Source organism: Pseudonocardia spirodelae (assembly GCF_037727765.1).
GTDB classification, from domain to species: domain Bacteria; phylum Actinomycetota; class Actinomycetes; order Mycobacteriales; family Pseudonocardiaceae; genus Pseudonocardia; species Pseudonocardia spirodelae.
In genome coordinates, this window is sequence record NZ_JBBJUP010000004.1 from 38,632 (window position 1) to 53,907 (window position 15,276).

A 15,276-nucleotide genomic window follows, 5' to 3' on the forward strand; every position below is an offset into this window, starting at 1 on the left:
GACACATCGAGAGACACACCGAGAACGGGTGGGCGGGGAACGTGAAGAAGCTGCTGATCCTGGTCGCGGTGGCGCTGGGGATCTTCCTGGTGATCACCAATCCGAACGGAGCGGCCGGTTCGGTCACGAACGTCGGGAACATCCTCTACGACGCGGCGCAGTCCGTCTCGACCTTCGTCACCAACCTGATCTGAGCCCGTGCTCGCGCCCCGGGAGATCGACGAGTACCTGCTCCCCACGGAGCGGCGCGTCATCCGTGTGCGCCAGCACTGGGCCGTGATGTTCCGCCACATCTGGCAGACCGGGCTGTTCGTCCTCGTCGTGGTCGGCCTCGAGCAGCTGCTCGACCGGCCGGGGACGGACCCCGTGCTGGACGTGGTGGTCGACAACCTCGCGTTCTACCTCGTGCTCGTCGCGGTCCTGCGCTACACCGCGCTGTCGATCCTGTGGTGGATCGAGCGGATCGTGATCACCGACAAGCGGGTGATGATCGCCCAGGGCATCATCGTCCACAACGTCGGCATGATGCCCCTGGGCAAGGTCACCGACCTGACGTTCCAGCGCTCGCTGTCCGGGCGCATGCTCGGCTACGGGACGATGGTCGTCGAGTCCGCCGGCCAGATCCAGGCGCTGAACCGCATCGACTACATGCCGCGGCCCGAGGAGATCTACGAGGCGCTCTCCGAGCTGGTGTTCGGGGAGAAGGGCAAGACCCGCGCGACGGGCATGCTCGCGAAGCCGCGCTGGCGGCGCTGAGGGCGCTACTGTCCCGGGGGTGTCCCGGCCCGTGATCGACCTGCACGCCCACTCCACCGCCTCCGACGGCACCGACTCCCCGGCCGAGCTGGTCCGGGCGGCCGGCGCCGCGGGGCTCGACGTCGTGGCGATCACCGACCACGACACGACCGGTGGCTGGGCCGAGGCGGCCGCCGCGCGGCCCGACGGCCTGCGCCTGGTGCGCGGCGCCGAGTTCTCCTGCCTCAGCCCGACCGGACGGCCGGGGGAGCCGCGCTGCTCGGTGCACCTGCTCGGCTACCTGTTCGACCCGGAGCACCCGGCGATCGTCGCGGAGCAGGAGCGGCTGCGCGAGGAGCGCGTGCAGCGGCTGCACACCATGATCGGCCGGATGGCCGCCGACGGGTACCCGGTCGACGTCGACACGGTGTTCGCGCACCTGCCCGAGGGGGCCAGCGCCGGGCGCCCGCACCTGGCGCGCGCACTCGTCGCGGCCGGGGTGGTGGCCTCGGTCGACGAGGCGTTCGCCGACCTGCTGCACAACGACAGCCCGTACTACGTGCCGCGCGCCGACACCCGGGTCGAGACGGCCGTCGAGATGATCGTCGCCGCCGGCGGGGTCGCGGTGTTCGCGCACCCGCTCGCGCGCCGGCGCGGCGTCGTGGTCGAGCCGTCGGTGCTGGTCGACCTCGTCGGGTACGGCCTCGGCGGGATCGAGGTCGACCACCCCAACCACGCCCCGGCCGACCGCGAGCTGCTGCGCGCGCTCACCGTCGAGCACGGGCTGTTCGCGACCGGGTCCAGCGACTACCACGGCACCAACAAGACGACACCGCTCGCGGAGGAGACCACCGACCCCGAGGTGTACGCGGCCCTGGTCGAGCGGGCCACCGGCGTCGAGGTCCTCGGTAGCTGAGCCGTCACCGCCGGTGGGGAGTGATCCGCGGCGCGGGTGCGGCCCCGCTGTACCGTGACGGGATGGCCCGGACCACCGCTCCCGCCACCGGGGCCCCGGACGGCCAGCTCGGACTGGACCTGCTCGACCCGGGGTTCGGCGCGACCGCGCTGCACCGGGTGACCCCCGCACGGCTCGACACCTGGGACGCCTGCCCCCGCCGCTACCGGCTGCTGCACGTCGACCGCCCGTCCCCGCCGCGCGGGGGCGCGTTCGCGCACACCACGCTGGGCGCCGTCGTGCACCTGGCGCTGCGCTCGCTGTCCGCGCTGCCGGCCGCGCGGCGCACCCCGGAGCAGGCCGCGGCGCTCGTCGACCGGCACTGGACCGGCGACGGGTTCGCCGACGACGCCCAGGCCGCCCGGTACCGCGAGCGGGCCCGGGACTGGGTGGCCGCCGCCGTCGACGGCCCGGTCGGGCGGGACGAGCCGCTCGCCGTCGAACGGTGGGTGCGGGCACCCGCCGGGCCGCTGCTGGTCGAGGGCCGGGTCGACCGGATCGACGGGCGCGACGGCGAGGCCGTCGTCGTCGACTTCAAGACCGGGCGCCGGGTGCCGACCGCGGGCGACGCCGCGGACTCCCGGCAGCTCGCGCTCTACGCCGTCGCCACCGCATCGGTGTTCCGCCGCCCCTGCCGCACGGTCGAGCTGCACCACGTGCCGACCGGGACGGTCGCCGCGCACACCCACGACCGGGCCTCCCTCGACCGGCACGTCGCCGCGGCCGCGGAGTCCGCCGACGCCGCGGCCGGGGCGACGACCGCGCTGGCCGGCGGCGGCGACGCCGACACGCTCTTCCCGGCGCGCACCGGTGCGCACTGCGGGACCTGTGCGGTCCGCCGCCACTGCGCCGCCGGCCGCGCCGCCGTCCCGGAGCCGCGACCGTGGGACCTGCTCGCCCCGTGACCGCCGACCCGCAGTTCCCCGGCCCGCCGCCCCGCCGCCGCCCCCCGCCCCCGCCGGGCGCGCCCGCCCCGTACCGGCCCGGTCCGTCGCACGGGCGCCCGCCCCCCGGTCCCGACGGCTACGGGCCCCGCCCGCCGGTCCCGCCGCCCGGTCCGCCCGCGCGGCGCGGAGGCGGGCCACAGGCCGGTCCGCGTCCCACCGAGGCGCTGCCCGCGGCCCGCCCGGCAGCGCGCCGGGGCGACGCCGGGTCGCGCCGCGGGCCGTCCCCCGGCGCCTCCGGGCCGCCGCGCGCCGACGAGCACCCCGCCGCCCGCGCACCCGGCCGGCGGGCCGACCGCCGCCGCGCCGAGGAGGGCGAGCGGCGGGCACGGCGCCGCACCCCCGGCCCGGGCGTCGAGAGCGCCGGGGCCCGGCTGCTGCGCGGCCTGGCCGGCGTGCTCGCCGGCGGGCTGGTCGTGCTGGCGATCGGGCTGGTCGTCGTGCAGTGGGCGGCCGGGAACGGCGGGGTCCCCGGTCCCGGGTCCGGCGCGATCGTCGCCCACGTCGGCGCGGCGGTCGCCGCCGTCGCGGGCCAGGTCGTCGCAGACCGGCGGCGGGACCGCACCGGGCTGCTCGCCGCGCTCGGGGTGATCGTGACGGCGTCGCTGGTGCTCGGGCTCGGCTGGTTCCTGTAGCCGCTCAGGCGCGCTCGGAGTCCCGGACGCGCTGCATCCCGCGGGCCAGCCGCCGTCGCAGTGCGGGGACCCGGTTCACCAGGCGCAGACCGGTCCGCTGCGCGGTGGTCGCCAGCGCCCGGGAGACCGCGCCGCGGCCGGAGTCGTCGTGCATCTGCTGCAGGGACTCGCGCACCGCGACGGCCGAGTAGCGGCGCATCTCCGCCTCGTAGCCGCCGACGGCGGTGCGCAGGTCGAGGTCGCCGTCGTGCACTCGGACCAGGCGTTCGCCCAGCTCACGGGCATCGCGCAGGGCGGTGTTGGCGCCGGCGCCGCGGCCGGGGGTCAGGGTGTGCGCGGCGTCGCCGAGCAGCGTGACCGGGCCGGGCTCCCAGCGCGGCAGCGGGTCGGAGGTGCGGATGTCGATCCACAACGCCGACGCCGGGTCCGACCGGTCCAGCAGCGCGCCCCAGCGGGGGTCCCAGTCCGCGGTGACCTGCTGCGCCAGGGTGAGCAGAGCGGTGCCGTCCGCGGACGCCGGGCGCCCGCCCGGCAGCACGGTGTGCGAGACGGTGACGCCCCAGGAGACGAAGTCGTCCGTCGGGTCCCCGGCCAGTCCGGGCCAGCCGCGCAGCGCCGCGGCGCGGGCCGGGTCGGTCCCGGGGCGCGGGACGCGGTCGGCGTCCCAGGGCATCCGCATGACGTGGGTGATCCCCGTCGTCCCGGTGCGGCCGAGCACCAGGGCCATGCCGTCGGCGCCGGGCAGCAGCGCGGTCGTGGCGGCGTCGAGCGGGGCGCGCCCGCCGATCGCGACGAGCCCGGTGGAGGTGTGGCCCGCACCGGGCAGGAACCGACCGCGGACCCGGGAGTGCGCACCGTCGGCGCCGACGAGCAGGTCGCCGGCGACCGTGTCCCCGTCGGCGGTGCGGACGAGCACCGTGCCGTCGTCGAGCACCTCGTGGCCGGCGTACGGGCTGCCCCAGCGCACCGTGTCCCCGATGCCGGTCAGCAGCACCCGGCGCAGCGTGGTGCGGCTGACGTTGAACTCCTCGGCCCCGCCGCCGGGCATCTCGGCGAACGGCAGCGACAGCAGCTCGCGGTAGTGCTCGGTGCACATCAGCAGCCGGTCGTACGACGCGCCCGTGGTCGCCTCGAACACCGCGTACAGCTCCGCGGGCAGGCAGGCCCGCAGGGCGCGGGAGCCGTCGGGGGAGATCCCGACCCGGTAGCCGCGCAGCCCGGCCGGGCGCGGGTCGGTGTCGCGTTCCAGGACGACGACCTCGGCCCCGGCCCGGTGCAGCCGCTGGGCCAGGCACAGGCCGCCGGTACCGGCACCGGCGACGATCACTCGGACGGACATGGTGGACCTCCGTGTCGGAGCAGGGCGGATCGCGGCCGGTCGCGGACGCGACGGCCGTGCGTGCGGTGCGGCCGGGACGACGCCTCCGGCGTCCGGTCAGGGGTGGTCGTGCGGTGCGGGGCCGCCGCGCGCGGCGGCCAGGCGCAGCAGCTCCTCGCGGCTCCAGGTGAGGCGGCCCGCGCGGACGTCGTCGACGAGCGCGGCGACCCAGGTGGTCTCGGCCTCCAGCATCGCGATGGTGTACTCGAGCTCGACGAGCACGACCCGCGGCAGCAGGCCCGCGACCGCCTCGTGGCTCGCCCGGGCGCCGGCCAGCCGTCGCCGCAGGGCGTCGAGCCGGATCTCCACGGCCGCGGCGGCGTCGGCCGGGGTGAGCTGGGGCAGGTGCGCGAGCCCGACGACGAACTCGGGGAACTCCGGCCGGGGTACGGCCAGCATCTCCCGGGTCCACTCCTCGGCGGTCTCGCGCCCCGCGTCGGTGACCGCGTACAGGGTGCGTTCCGGGCGGGCGGTCTCCCGCTCGGTGGTGTGCTCGACGATCAGGCCGTCGCGCGCGAGACGGTCGATCGTCTTGTAGAGCTGTGACCGCTGCCCGACGTTGACCACGTCGTCCTTGCCCCGCTCGCGGACGAGCTGCTGCACCCGGTAGGGGTGCATGGGCTCCTCGGTGAGCAGGGACAGGACGGCGAGGGCCAGGCCGGACCGCTGCGTCATGGTGTCGACGATACTAGTGTCGAGGACACTATGGCAACGGGTGGCTCAGCCGGAGGGCCCCAGCGCGACGAGCTCGCCGCCGCGCAGCTCGGCCAGCAGGGCGCCCTGGGCGGCGAGCAGCACCGGTGCGGTGACCGGGCCGCGGTCCACCGGCAGGGTCCGGGCGACGACACCGGTGGCCGGGTCGACGTCGGCGATCCCGCCGGGGACGGGCACGAGCAGCCGGCTGCCGTAGCGGGTGCCGGGGCCCAGCGTGCCGGGCAGGCTCCACGCCGGCTGCAGGCTGCGGGTGTCGAGCGCGACCGTCGCGCCGCCGGTCCACCAGTAGCGGCGGGCGTCGTCGGCGGTGGTGCGGGCGACGCCGTCCGCGGGCCGCGCGATCGTCGCACCGGCGTCGACCGGGAACTCGCCGACGCCGCGGCCGCCGCGGTCGTAGACGGCCAGGCGGGGGACACCCGGCAGCAGCACCGCGACCCGTTCCTCGGACACCGCGACGACCTGCGCGCCGTCGGTCCCGACCACCCGCGAGGAGTCGAACGCGGGCCGGTCGCCCTCGGTGCCGCTGGGGCGCAGCACCGACAGCCGCTCCGCCGGCTCCCCGGGGCACCGCTCCAGGACCGCCGCCCGGTCCGGTGCCGAGGCGAACGACAGGAACGCGCAGCCGGTGCGCGGCTGCGAGCCGGGCTCCTCCAGCGCGCGCACGGTGCCGTACTCCGCGGTGCGGACGAGGTCGGAGCGGAAGGTCTCGACGTAGTCCTGCCCGGTCGCGAGCACCGGGTCCTGGCCGATCAGCCGGGTGCCCGGACGCGCGTCCAGGGTCCGGGCGGGGCCGCGGGTCCCGACGGCGGGCTGCAGCGTCGACAGCTCGGAGCAGTACTCGTCGTTGCGGTAGAGCGCGAGCACCCGCCCGTCGGCGTAGCCGGTGGTGCACAGCGGCAGGTCCCGGGTGTAGCTCCAGCGCTCGGCGCCGGTCAGCGGGTCACGCCCGGACACCCGCGACCCGTCGGCGACGACGACGCCGTCGCCGACCGCCAGCGGCACCGGCGTGTCCGGGCTCGCCGCCCGCCACAGCTCGGTGAACCCCGACGGCACCGCTCCCGCCGGGGGCGGCGGGTCCGGCGCGGCGGTGGCCGGCACCGACTCGGTGTTCGCGGCCGGGCTCTGCACCGCGTACAGCACCGCGACACCGGCCAGAAGCAGCACGAGCACCGCGGCGACCAGCCGGTCGCCGCGGTGTCGTCGTTCGGCGGGCACACCCGGCAGCGGGAGCCGGGACCGCAGGGTCCGCGCGCGGAGCACGGACCGGGTCAGCTGGCGGCCGCGTCGGCCCCGCCGGCGGACTCGCCGCCACCGGACCCGCGCCGCGCCCCGCCGCGACGACGGCGTCGGCGCGGCTTGCCGCCGCCCTCACCGCCGGTCCCGGCGTCGGCGCCGTCCTGCGGGCCGGCCGACGGGGCGCCCTCGCCCGAGGCCTCGCCGCCACCGGCCTCGACGGCGACGCCGCCGCGGGTGCGGGTGCGCGAGCGGCTGCGCCGCGGGCGGCGGCCGGCCTCGGCCTCGCCGTCGCGGCCGCCCTCGCGCCGCCCGGTGCGCGGCTTGCGCGAGCTCTGGTGGTCGCCCTCGGAGTCGATGTACTCGGCGTCGAGCCCGGCCCGGGTGCGCGCGGACAGCGGCAGCCGCCCGGTCGCGCCCGGCGCGATGTCGAGGTCGGCGAACAGGTGGTCCGACGTCGAGTACGTCTCGACCGGCTCGTCGATGCCCAGCGACAGGTCGTCGGAGATCATCTTCCAGCGGGGGATCTCGTCCCAGTCCACCAGCGTGACCGCGACGCCCTCGCGCCCGGCGCGGCCGGTGCGGCCGATCCGGTGCACGTAGGTCTTGGAGTCCTCCGGGCACTGGTAGTTGATGACGTGCGTGACGCCGGTGACGTCGATGCCGCGGGCCGCGACGTCGGTCGCGACCAGCACGTCGACCTTCTCGGCGCGGAACGCGCGCAGGGCCTGCTCGCGGGCGCCCTGCCCCAGGTCGCCGTGCACCGCGGCGGCGGCGAACCCGCGCTCGGCCAGGTCGTCGGCCACGCGCTGGGCGGTCCGCTTGGTCCGGGTGAAGATCATGGTCAGGCCGCGGTCCTTGGCCTGCAGGGCGCGGGTGACCAGCTCGACCTTGTCCATCGCGTGCGCGCGGTAGACGAGCTGCTTGGTGCGCTCGTGGATGGAGCCCTGGTCGGCCTCCTCCGCACGGATGTGCGTCGGGCGGGTCAGGAACGCCCGCGACAGCTGCACGATCGGGCCGGGCATGGTGGCCGAGAACAGCATCGTGTGCCGCTCCTCGGGGAGCATGCGCAGGATCCGCTCGACGTCGGGCAGGAAGCCCAGGTCGAGCATCTCGTCGGCCTCGTCGAGGACGAGGGCCTTGACCCGGCCGAGCACCAGGTGGCGCTGCTCGGCGAGGTCGAGCAGCCGGCCCGGGGTGCCGACGATGACGTCGACGCCCTTGCGCAGGGCCTCCAGCTGCGGCTCGTAGGCGCGGCCGCCGTAGATCGCGACGACGCGCACGCCGAGGTTCTTGCCCGCGGCGGCGATGTCCCGGGCGACCTGCACGCACAGCTCGCGGGTCGGGACGACGACCAGCGCCTGCGGGACGTCCTTGGTGCGGTCGGCGGCCTCGCCCTCGGCGGTGGCCGCGGCGCGCTCACCGGGCGGGGTGATGCGCTGCAGCAGCGGGACGCCGAAGCCCAGCGTCTTGCCGGTGCCGGTGCGGGCCTGGCCGATGACGTCCTCGCCGGCCAGGGCCAGCGGCAGCGTCAGCTCCTGGATGGCGAAGGTGCGCACGATGTCGTTCTCCGCGAGCGCGGAGACGATCTCGGGGCGGACGCCGAGCTCGGCGAAGGTCGGGGGGAGCTTCTCGCCGCCGGGGTTGGTGACGCCCTCGGGCGCCTCGGTGGCGGTGATGCCGGTCGCGAGGAAGCCGGGGTCGGCCTCCGCGGTTCCGGTGGTGGACTCGGTCTCGGGGGTGCCGTCGACTCCGGACAGGGTGATCGCCTCTCTCCGCGCACAGAAGCCGTGACGTGGCTCTCGACCGGCCCCGGGCCGTTCGGGACGGTCCGGGCGGGAGAGCCGCCGAGGCGCTGCGCGCACCAGTTCGGGTGCGGGTCCCGGTGAGACGTGGGCGGCCGTGGTGGCCGCCCGTCCCGTTGCCCGGTCCCCGCGCGGTGGGCGCGCCCGTACCCGTGTCGGGTGACGCGCTGCCCGCATGGTACCCGGCGCGGCGCCGGGACACGACGCCGACGCCGCCGCGGCGCGGGTGAGTTCGCTCGCCCGCCGCGCGCCCGGTGCGTCGCGGGCCGCCCGGCGGGGCCGCACCGGATGGTTAGGGTGACGCCCATGACCCCTGGATCCGGCGGGCCGACCGCCGCGACCGTGGAGCTGCTCGGCGTGCTGGCCTACGGCGAGCTGTCCGCGTTCGACCGTCTCGCCGAGGACGCGCGCGCGGCGCCGACCCTGGCGGGCCGCGCGCAGCTGTCCACGATGGCGGCCGCCGAGATCGGCCACTTCCGGCTCATCGAGGAGCACCTGGGCGGCTCCGGCATCGCCGTCGCCGACGCGATGGCACCGTTCGTCGCGCTGATCGACAGCTACCACGCCTCCACCGCCCCGCGGAGCTGGCTGGAGTCGCTGGTCAAGGCCTACCTGGGCGACGGCCTGGGCGCCGACTTCTACCGCGAGGTCGCGGGCTGGGTGGACCCCGGCACCGGGGACCTGGTGCAGCGCGTGCTGGCCGACACCGGCCACTCGGCGTTCGCCGAGCGCGAGGTGCGGGCCGCCTGCACGGCGAACCCGGCCCAGCGCGACCGGCTGGCCCTGTGGGGGCGGCGGCTGCTCGGCGAGGCCGTCACGCACGCCCAGCGGGTGGTCGCCGAACGCGACGAGCTGGCCGAGTTCATCGTGCTCGGCTCGGGGGAGAAGGGCGGCGTCGCGGGGCTGATCCGGACCGTGCAGAACGCCCACGGCAAGCGGATGAGCAGGCTCGGGCTGTCCTGAGCCGGCACCGCGCCTGGCCGCCCCGTGCGCGGCGCCGCGCCCCGTCGTCGATCTCGACTAGCCTGGCGCCGGCAAGCAGTGCAGGAGTGACGGATCGGGAGGACCACCGGTGAAGGTCAAGATCGGCATCGCGGAGACCCCGCGGGAGCTCGTGGTGTCCAGCGACCGCACGCCGGACGAGGTGGCCCAGCTCGTGAGCGGGGCGATGAAGTCCGACGACGGGCTGCTGGACCTCACCGACGACGAGGGCCGTCGCTACGTCGTGCCGGTCGCGCGCATCTCCTACGTGGAGATCGGCCCGGCCGAGGAGCGCCGGGTCGGGTTCGGCCTCGGCGGCTGAGCGCCCGTTCCGGGTGGACCCGGGCCCGGCTCCCCGTGGGGGCCGGGCCCGTCGCACGTCCGGGCCCGGGTGCGGACTCAGTCGCTCTCCGGCGGCGGCGGCGCGTCCAGGGCGAACGGGGGATGCCCCGTGCCGGTGATGCGGAACCGGTCCCAGAGGTCGGGCTCGGACAGCGTCCCGACGGCGGTGTGCCCCGGCGTGTGCACCCGCACGGTCCCGCCCCGGCTGCCCAGCAGCTCGGTGAGCCGCGGGTGCGCCGCGACCCGGCCCGACCAGTGCAGACGGCCGTCGAAGGGCTCGTGGCGGGCGTCCAGCAGCACCTGCACGTCGAGGGTCTCGGAGCCGAGGTCGAGCGTCGCCGGCCCGCGGTAGCCCTCGTCGTGCTCGTCGTGGCTCACCGCCCGCCCCCGGCGGAGCCGCCGGTGGGGCCCGCGGCGTCGTCGCCGGCGGCCCCGGGGGCGTCCTCGACCTGCGGGTCGGGCACCAGGCGCAGGATGTCGGCGTTCGCCGTCGGCGCGTCGATCCCGGCGACGCCCGCGATCCCGCCCCAGATCAGCGCGGACAGGTAGTTGGTGAGTGCGTCGCGGCTCATGGTGCGGCGGTCCAGCCACCACTCCCCGGCGGACTGCACCATCCCGATCAGCCCGTGCGCCCAGGCCTCGGCGCCGCCGGAGTCGCGGCCCTCGGCGCGCAGCCGCTCGCCGAACAGGGTGGTCAGCAGGGCCCCGATCTGGCCGCGGACGTCCTGCGCGATCTCCGCGCCGGGTACCGGCTCCGCCGGGTTGGCGACGACGAAGCGGTACAGCTGGGGCTCGTCCTCGATCATCCCGAGGTAGGCGTCGATGACGGCGGCGACGTGCTCGATCGGCTCTGCGTCGATCGCGAGGACCGGGTAGATGCGGCGCATCAGCATGCCCGCCGCGTGCTCGCCCACGGCGCGCTGCAGGTCGCCCCGGTCGGCGAAGTGCCGGTAGAGCACCGGCTTGGTGATCCCGGCGGCCGCGGCGATCTGGGCGACCGAGACCCCGGGGCCGTGCTCGCGGATCGCCTCGACGGCGGCGACGACCATCTCGGTCCGCCGTTCCTCCCGGCGGCGGCTGCGCGCGTCCGGCTTGACATCCCTGCTGTCCTGGGGCACGTTACCAGTGGTAACCGTTACCGGCGGTAACAGCAAGGGTCCGGGGTGTACGAACGCCCACACCGCGGCCGCCGGACCTCCGTCTGGAAGGCGTGACCGATGAGCGCTCCCGCCCGCACCGGCAGCAAGACGAACCTGGCCGACCGGGAGGACACCGCGCGGCGGCTGCTCCGCAGCTCGGTCACCACCTCCTACGACCCGTCGATCGACATCGACTGGGACGCCCCGCTGGTGGAGGGCCGGTACGGCATCGTCCCCGAGCGCGTCTCGATCTACGGCACGCCGCTGTGGGACGGCCTCACCGAGGAGCAGCGGATCACGCTCTCGGTCCACGAGTTCTGCAGCGTCGCCCGGATCGGGCTCTGGTTCGAGATGATCCTGATGCAGATGCTGCTGCGCTACGCCTACGACCGCGACCCGCGCCGCGCCCACGTCCAGTACGCGCTGGTCGAGATCGCCGACGAGTGCCGGCACTCGATGATGTTCGCCCGCGCCACCGAGCGCTACGGCGTCCCGGACTACGCCCCGCGCCGGCTCACCCACGAGCAGGGCCGGCTGATGAAGACCATCGGCAGCGGCCCGGCGATGTTCGCGGGCACCCTGTTCGTCGAGGAGATCCTCGACCAGCTCCAGCGCGAGGGCATGCGCGACGAGCGCGTCCAGCCGCTGTCCCGGATGATCAACAAGATCCACGTGACGGAGGAGGCGCGGCACGTCCGCTACGCCCGGGAGGAGCTGCAGCGGATCATGCCGGGGACCCACCGCGCCGAACGCGCCTGGGCCCGCTACCTCACCGCGCGGATCGCGTTCGTCGTGGCCCGCAACCTGATCCACCCCGAGGTCTACCGCAGCGTCGGGATCGCCCCGGCGGCCGGCCGCCGGGCCGCGCTGGCCAACCCGCACCACCACGAGATGCTGCGCTGGTCGGCGCGCAAGCTCGTGCCGTTCCTGCGCGAGCAGGGGATCGTCGGCGGGCCGACGGAGTCCCTGTGGACGCGCGCCCACCTGATCTGAGGAGCCCCCTGCGATGAGCACGCGGATCGTCACCCGTGACGGCACCGGCCTGTTCGCCCGGGTGTCCGGGCCGCCGTCGGCGCCGGTCACCGTGCTGCTGGCGCACGGCTGGACCCTCGACGAGCGGTGCTGGGCCCCGGTGGCCGACGCGCTCGCCGTCGGCGCACCGGGCGGCGGCCCGGTGCCCCGCGTCGTCCGCTACGACCACCGCGGCCACGGCCGCTCCGACGACACCCCCGACGAGCACAAGACCCTCGAGGTGCTCGCCGACGACATGGCCGAGGTGATCGGGCAGCTCGCCCCGTCCGGCCCGCTGGTGATCGCGGGGCACTCGATGGGCGGGATGACGGCGATGGCGCTGGCCCAGCGCCACCCCGAGCTCGTCGCGCAGCGGGTGACCGGCGTCGCGCTCGTCGCGACGGCGAGCGGCGGCCTGGGCGCCGCCGCCACCCTGGGCATGAGCGGGCGGCCGGCGCAGCTGTTCCTGGCCGGCAAGGACAGGCTGACCGTCAGCCCGCGGTGGACGGGCCGGCGCTCGCTGTCGACGCACCCCACGCTGCTGCGCGCGGGCCTGCAGCCGCTGCTGCTCGGCTCGCGACCGGACCGGCTCGCGGTCCGGGCGACCTGCGAGGCGATCGCGGACTGCCGCCCGACCACGATCTCCGGGTTCACCCCGACGCTGACCGCGCACGAGCGCGACGAGGCGCTGGCCGCGTTCGCGGACCTCCCGGTGGAGATCCTCGTCGGCACCCGCGACCGGCTCACCCCGCCGCGGTTCGCCCGGCGCATCCACCGCAGCCTGCCGCGCGCGGAGCTGACCGTGTTCCCCGGCGCCGGGCACATGCTGCCCGTCGAGCGGGTCGGCGGGGTCACCGCGCGCGTCGCGGCGCTGGTGCGCCGGTCGGTCGCCCAGCGGGCGGCCTGAGCCCGGCCGGCCGGCCCCGGGGGGTGCCGGCCGGTGCCGGGTCAGACCTGTTCGGTGCCCTGCTTCGGGAACCCGGCGATGCCCCGCCACGCCAGCGACGCCATCAGCGCCACCGCCTCGTCGCGGGGGACCCGCTGGTCGGAGTCCAGCCAGAACTGGGCGCCCACCTGGCTCAGCCCGACCAGGCCGACGGCCAGCAGCCGCGCCCGGTCCTGGTCGAGTCCGGCGTCGGTGGTGACGGCGCCCGCGACGGCGTCGATGCAGCGGTCCAGCGCGCTCTCGACCAGCGCCGCGGCCTCGGGGTCGCCGCGCAGGTCGGACTCGAACACCAGCCGGTAGGCCTTGCCCTCGCCGGCGACGAAGTCGAAGTAGGCCGCGACCGCGGCCTGCACCCGCTCCTTGTTGTCGTGGGTCCGCTCGATCGCGCCGGAGACCCGCTCGACGAGCTCCTCGGCGTAGGTCGTCAGCAGCGCCTGGTAGAGCTCCAGCTTGCCGGGGAAGTGCTGGTACAGCACCGGCTTGGAGACGCCCGCACGCTCGGCGATGTCGTCCATGGCGGCGGCGTGGTAGCCCTGGTCGGCGAACACGTCGCGGGCGGCCAGCAGCAGCTGGGCGCGCCGCGCGCCGCGGGACAGCCGTGCGCCCCGTGGCGTGGCGGTTCCGGTCATGGGCCCCCTACCTCTCACCCGGTGTGGGCATACCCTACTAGCAGGTAACCGGGTTGACGAACGATGTGTGAACGGGCTGGTCCACCCGGGTGCGACAGCGGCTCACGATCGGTGGTGCAGCGCCGCGGCCCACACCGCGAGAGCACCCAGGACGGGGACCCCGGCGACCGCTGCGGCCGGCACGCCCAGGACGGCGAGCAGCGTCGCCGCGGCCGACAGCGCGAGTGCCGCCCGGACCCCCGAGCGCGCCCGCGCCCGGGCGCGGCGGGCGATCAGCAGGGCCGCGGCCACCTCGGCGGGGCCGCCCCGGGCGGAGATCCTGGCCGATCCCGTCTCCGGCGCGGCGACCGGGTCCCCGTCGGCCGCCCAGGGGGTCAGCGCGACGGCGAGGTCGGCCGCGTCGAGCGCGGCGCCGTCGGGGGCGGGGTCGGCCGCGACCGCGACCGTGCGGCCGCGCACCCGCAGCCCGGCGACGGCGGCGGCGCGCGCGGCGGCGTCCAGGCCCGGCCGTACGGCGTCGGGGTCGGCCGTGTCGAGCCCGGCCGCGGCGGCCAGGGCGCGGGCGGCGCCGTCGTCGTCGGGGGAGAGCAGGACCGGCTCCACCCCGGCGGCGCGCAGGGCCGCGGTGCCCGCCCCTGCCGCCGGGTGCGGGGCGCGGGGCAGCGCGAGCACGGCGCGGGCGCAGCCGTCCCAGGCGACGGCGAGCACCGCGCGCCCCTCCGCGACGGCCTTCTCCCGCTCCACCGTCAGCGGCGGGGTCAGCCGGATCCCGTGCTCGCCGAGCCAGGCCGGGCCGCCCAGGAGCACCGCGTGCGCGACGACCGTCGCCGCACCGCCTCCGGTCACCGGCTCGCGCAGCTCGGCGACCAGGCCGGACACGCCCAGACCGGGCTGCTCGTCGGCCTCGGCGGCGTCGGGCACCGGGGCCTCGGCCGCGGCGGCCAGCGCGCGTGCCACCGCGCGCAGGTCCGAGCCGGGCCGGGCGCCCGCGGCCCCCGACGCGGCCAGGCGCAGCACCTGCGCCGGGTCCTCCCCGGGGCCCGCGTGCACGGTGACCGGGGCGGGCGCGGTCCCGGTCAGGACGTCCGGCCCGGCCAGCACGACGGTGTCGACGCGCCCGGCCGCGCCCGGCCCGCCCGCGGGCCCGGTCCAGCCCACCGGGTCGCGCCGCCCGGGCCGCGGGACCGGCAGCCGTACGGCGTCGCCGCCGGCCCGGTCCGCGGCCCGCAGCGCCGCCGGGAGCACCGCGAGCAGCGGGAGCGGGCAGGCCGCGAGGAGCACGGCGACCCCGGCGGGCACGGCGTCGGCCCACGGGTCGCCGGTGCCCGCGCGGAACGCGGTCACCGCGACGGCGAGCAGCACCGCGGGCGGGGTGAGCAGAGCGCTCCAGCGGTCGGCGACGGTGCGCAGGCCGGCGCGCGTCGCGTCGTCCCGGCCGCGGCCGGTGCGCTGCACCGCGGCCGCCACGACCGTCACGACGGCGGCGGTGCCGGGCAGCAGCGCGGTCGCCACGGGCACCGCCCCGGTCGCGGGGGAGACGGCCGCGACGGCCAGGACCGCCGCCGGCCAGGCCAGCGCCGCGGCGAGGGCCACGGCGACCCCGGCCTCCGCGGTGACGGTGGCCCCGCGCAGCCCGCGCCCGGCGTCGCGCAGGCCGGGGCGCCCCACCGTCGCGACGACCGCGACGGCGAGCAGCAGCGCCACCAGCGCCGGTCCGGCGGGCAGTGCCGCCGTCCACCCCGGCAGCAGCAGCGGCGCGGCGAGCGGCGCCGGCAGGGCGAGCAGGGCCGCCGCCGGGGCGGCCGCGGCCCGGAGGACCCGGCGCACCG

17 protein-coding genes are annotated in these 15,276 nt (G+C 77.2%); 9 read left to right on the top strand and 8 right to left on the bottom strand.

The features are described 5' to 3' along the window. The first annotated feature begins 41 nt into the window (after positions 1-41). The 5 genes from WJX68_RS05815 to WJX68_RS05835 all read left to right on the top strand — a co-directional run bounded on the left by WJX68_RS05815 (position 42) and on the right by WJX68_RS05835 (position 3,269). The gene (locus WJX68_RS05815; RefSeq protein WP_340286767.1) at positions 42-194 is read left to right on the top strand and encodes a hypothetical protein; all 153 of its coding nucleotides are present in this window, start codon (positions 42-44) and stop codon (positions 192-194) included. Positions 195-198: 4 nt separating this feature from the next. Beyond that, positions 199-756: a PH domain-containing protein gene (locus WJX68_RS05820; RefSeq protein ID WP_340286768.1), complete on the top strand. Its 558-nt coding sequence runs from the start codon at positions 199-201 to the stop codon at positions 754-756. A 19-nt stretch (positions 757-775) separates the two neighbouring features. Continuing rightward, positions 776-1,651 carry a PHP domain-containing protein gene (locus WJX68_RS05825; RefSeq protein WP_340286770.1) on the top strand — a complete coding sequence of 292 codons (876 nt, stop codon included), beginning with the start codon at positions 776-778 and terminating at the stop codon, positions 1,649-1,651. Positions 1,652-1,713: 62 nt separating this feature from the next. Further along, on the top strand, positions 1,714-2,595 hold the full coding sequence (locus WJX68_RS05830) for a RecB family exonuclease (protein WP_340286771.1): 882 nt from the start codon (positions 1,714-1,716) through the stop codon (positions 2,593-2,595). Further along, positions 2,592-3,269 (top strand): hypothetical protein, encoded by a 678-nt coding sequence (locus tag WJX68_RS05835; RefSeq protein ID WP_340286772.1) that lies wholly within the window; start codon positions 2,592-2,594, stop codon positions 3,267-3,269. Before WJX68_RS05830 ends, WJX68_RS05835 begins: the two co-directional genes overlap by 4 nt. A gap of 4 nt (positions 3,270-3,273) precedes the next feature. Here WJX68_RS05835 and WJX68_RS05840 read toward each other — a convergent pair whose 3' ends face one another. The 4 genes from WJX68_RS05840 to WJX68_RS05855 form a co-directional block, all read right to left on the bottom strand. Then, a complete protein-coding gene (locus WJX68_RS05840) occupies positions 3,274-4,608 on the bottom strand; it encodes an FAD-dependent oxidoreductase (protein WP_340286774.1) in 1,335 nt (444 codons plus the stop codon). Between the two features lie 96 nt (positions 4,609-4,704). Further along, a complete protein-coding gene (locus WJX68_RS05845) occupies positions 4,705-5,322 on the bottom strand; it encodes a PadR family transcriptional regulator (protein WP_340286776.1) in 618 nt (205 codons plus the stop codon). A gap of 45 nt (positions 5,323-5,367) precedes the next feature. Next, positions 5,368-6,621 (bottom strand): Rv3212 family protein, encoded by a 1,254-nt coding sequence (locus WJX68_RS05850; protein WP_340286778.1) that lies wholly within the window; start codon positions 6,619-6,621, stop codon positions 5,368-5,370. 8 nt (positions 6,622-6,629) lie between these two features. Continuing rightward, on the bottom strand, positions 6,630-8,462 hold the full coding sequence (locus tag WJX68_RS05855; RefSeq protein ID WP_422785663.1) for a DEAD/DEAH box helicase: 1,833 nt from the start codon (positions 8,460-8,462) through the stop codon (positions 6,630-6,632). A gap of 243 nt (positions 8,463-8,705) precedes the next feature. On the opposite strand from WJX68_RS05855, the gene WJX68_RS05860 reads away from it, so the two are divergent. Beyond that, positions 8,706-9,362, top strand: a complete 657-nt coding sequence (locus WJX68_RS05860) for a ferritin-like fold-containing protein (RefSeq protein WP_340286779.1) — start codon at positions 8,706-8,708, stop codon at positions 9,360-9,362. 109 nt (positions 9,363-9,471) lie between these two features. Continuing rightward, on the top strand, positions 9,472-9,702 hold the full coding sequence (locus WJX68_RS05865) for a DUF3107 domain-containing protein (RefSeq protein WP_340286780.1): 231 nt from the start codon (positions 9,472-9,474) through the stop codon (positions 9,700-9,702). Positions 9,703-9,779: 77 nt separating this feature from the next. On the opposite strand, the gene WJX68_RS05870 is transcribed toward WJX68_RS05865, so the two are convergent. Continuing rightward, positions 9,780-10,100: a DUF4873 domain-containing protein gene (locus WJX68_RS05870; RefSeq protein ID WP_340286782.1), complete on the bottom strand. Its 321-nt coding sequence runs from the start codon at positions 10,098-10,100 to the stop codon at positions 9,780-9,782. Continuing rightward, positions 10,097-10,840, bottom strand: coding sequence for a TetR family transcriptional regulator (locus WJX68_RS05875; RefSeq protein WP_340286784.1), 744 nt, complete (start codon positions 10,838-10,840; stop codon positions 10,097-10,099). Before WJX68_RS05875 ends, WJX68_RS05870 begins: the two co-directional genes overlap by 4 nt. 99 nt (positions 10,841-10,939) lie before the next feature. On the opposite strand from WJX68_RS05875, the gene WJX68_RS05880 reads away from it, so the two are divergent. Both WJX68_RS05880 and WJX68_RS05885 read left to right on the top strand, forming a co-directional pair. Then, on the top strand, positions 10,940-11,854 hold the full coding sequence (locus tag WJX68_RS05880) for an AurF N-oxygenase family protein (protein ID WP_340286786.1): 915 nt from the start codon (positions 10,940-10,942) through the stop codon (positions 11,852-11,854). Positions 11,855-11,867: 13 nt separating this feature from the next. Further along, positions 11,868-12,779: an alpha/beta fold hydrolase gene (locus WJX68_RS05885; RefSeq protein ID WP_340286788.1), complete on the top strand. Its 912-nt coding sequence runs from the start codon at positions 11,868-11,870 to the stop codon at positions 12,777-12,779. A 41-nt stretch (positions 12,780-12,820) separates the two neighbouring features. Here WJX68_RS05885 and WJX68_RS05890 read toward each other — a convergent pair whose 3' ends face one another. After that, complete coding sequence (locus tag WJX68_RS05890) at positions 12,821-13,447, bottom strand: TetR/AcrR family transcriptional regulator (RefSeq protein WP_340286790.1); 627 nt, start codon at positions 13,445-13,447, stop codon at positions 12,821-12,823. Between the two features lie 102 nt (positions 13,448-13,549). Next, entirely contained in the window at positions 13,550-15,274 is a 1,725-nt protein-coding gene (locus tag WJX68_RS05895) for a hypothetical protein (RefSeq protein WP_340286791.1), read from the bottom strand. Positions 15,275-15,276 lie beyond the last annotated feature (2 nt).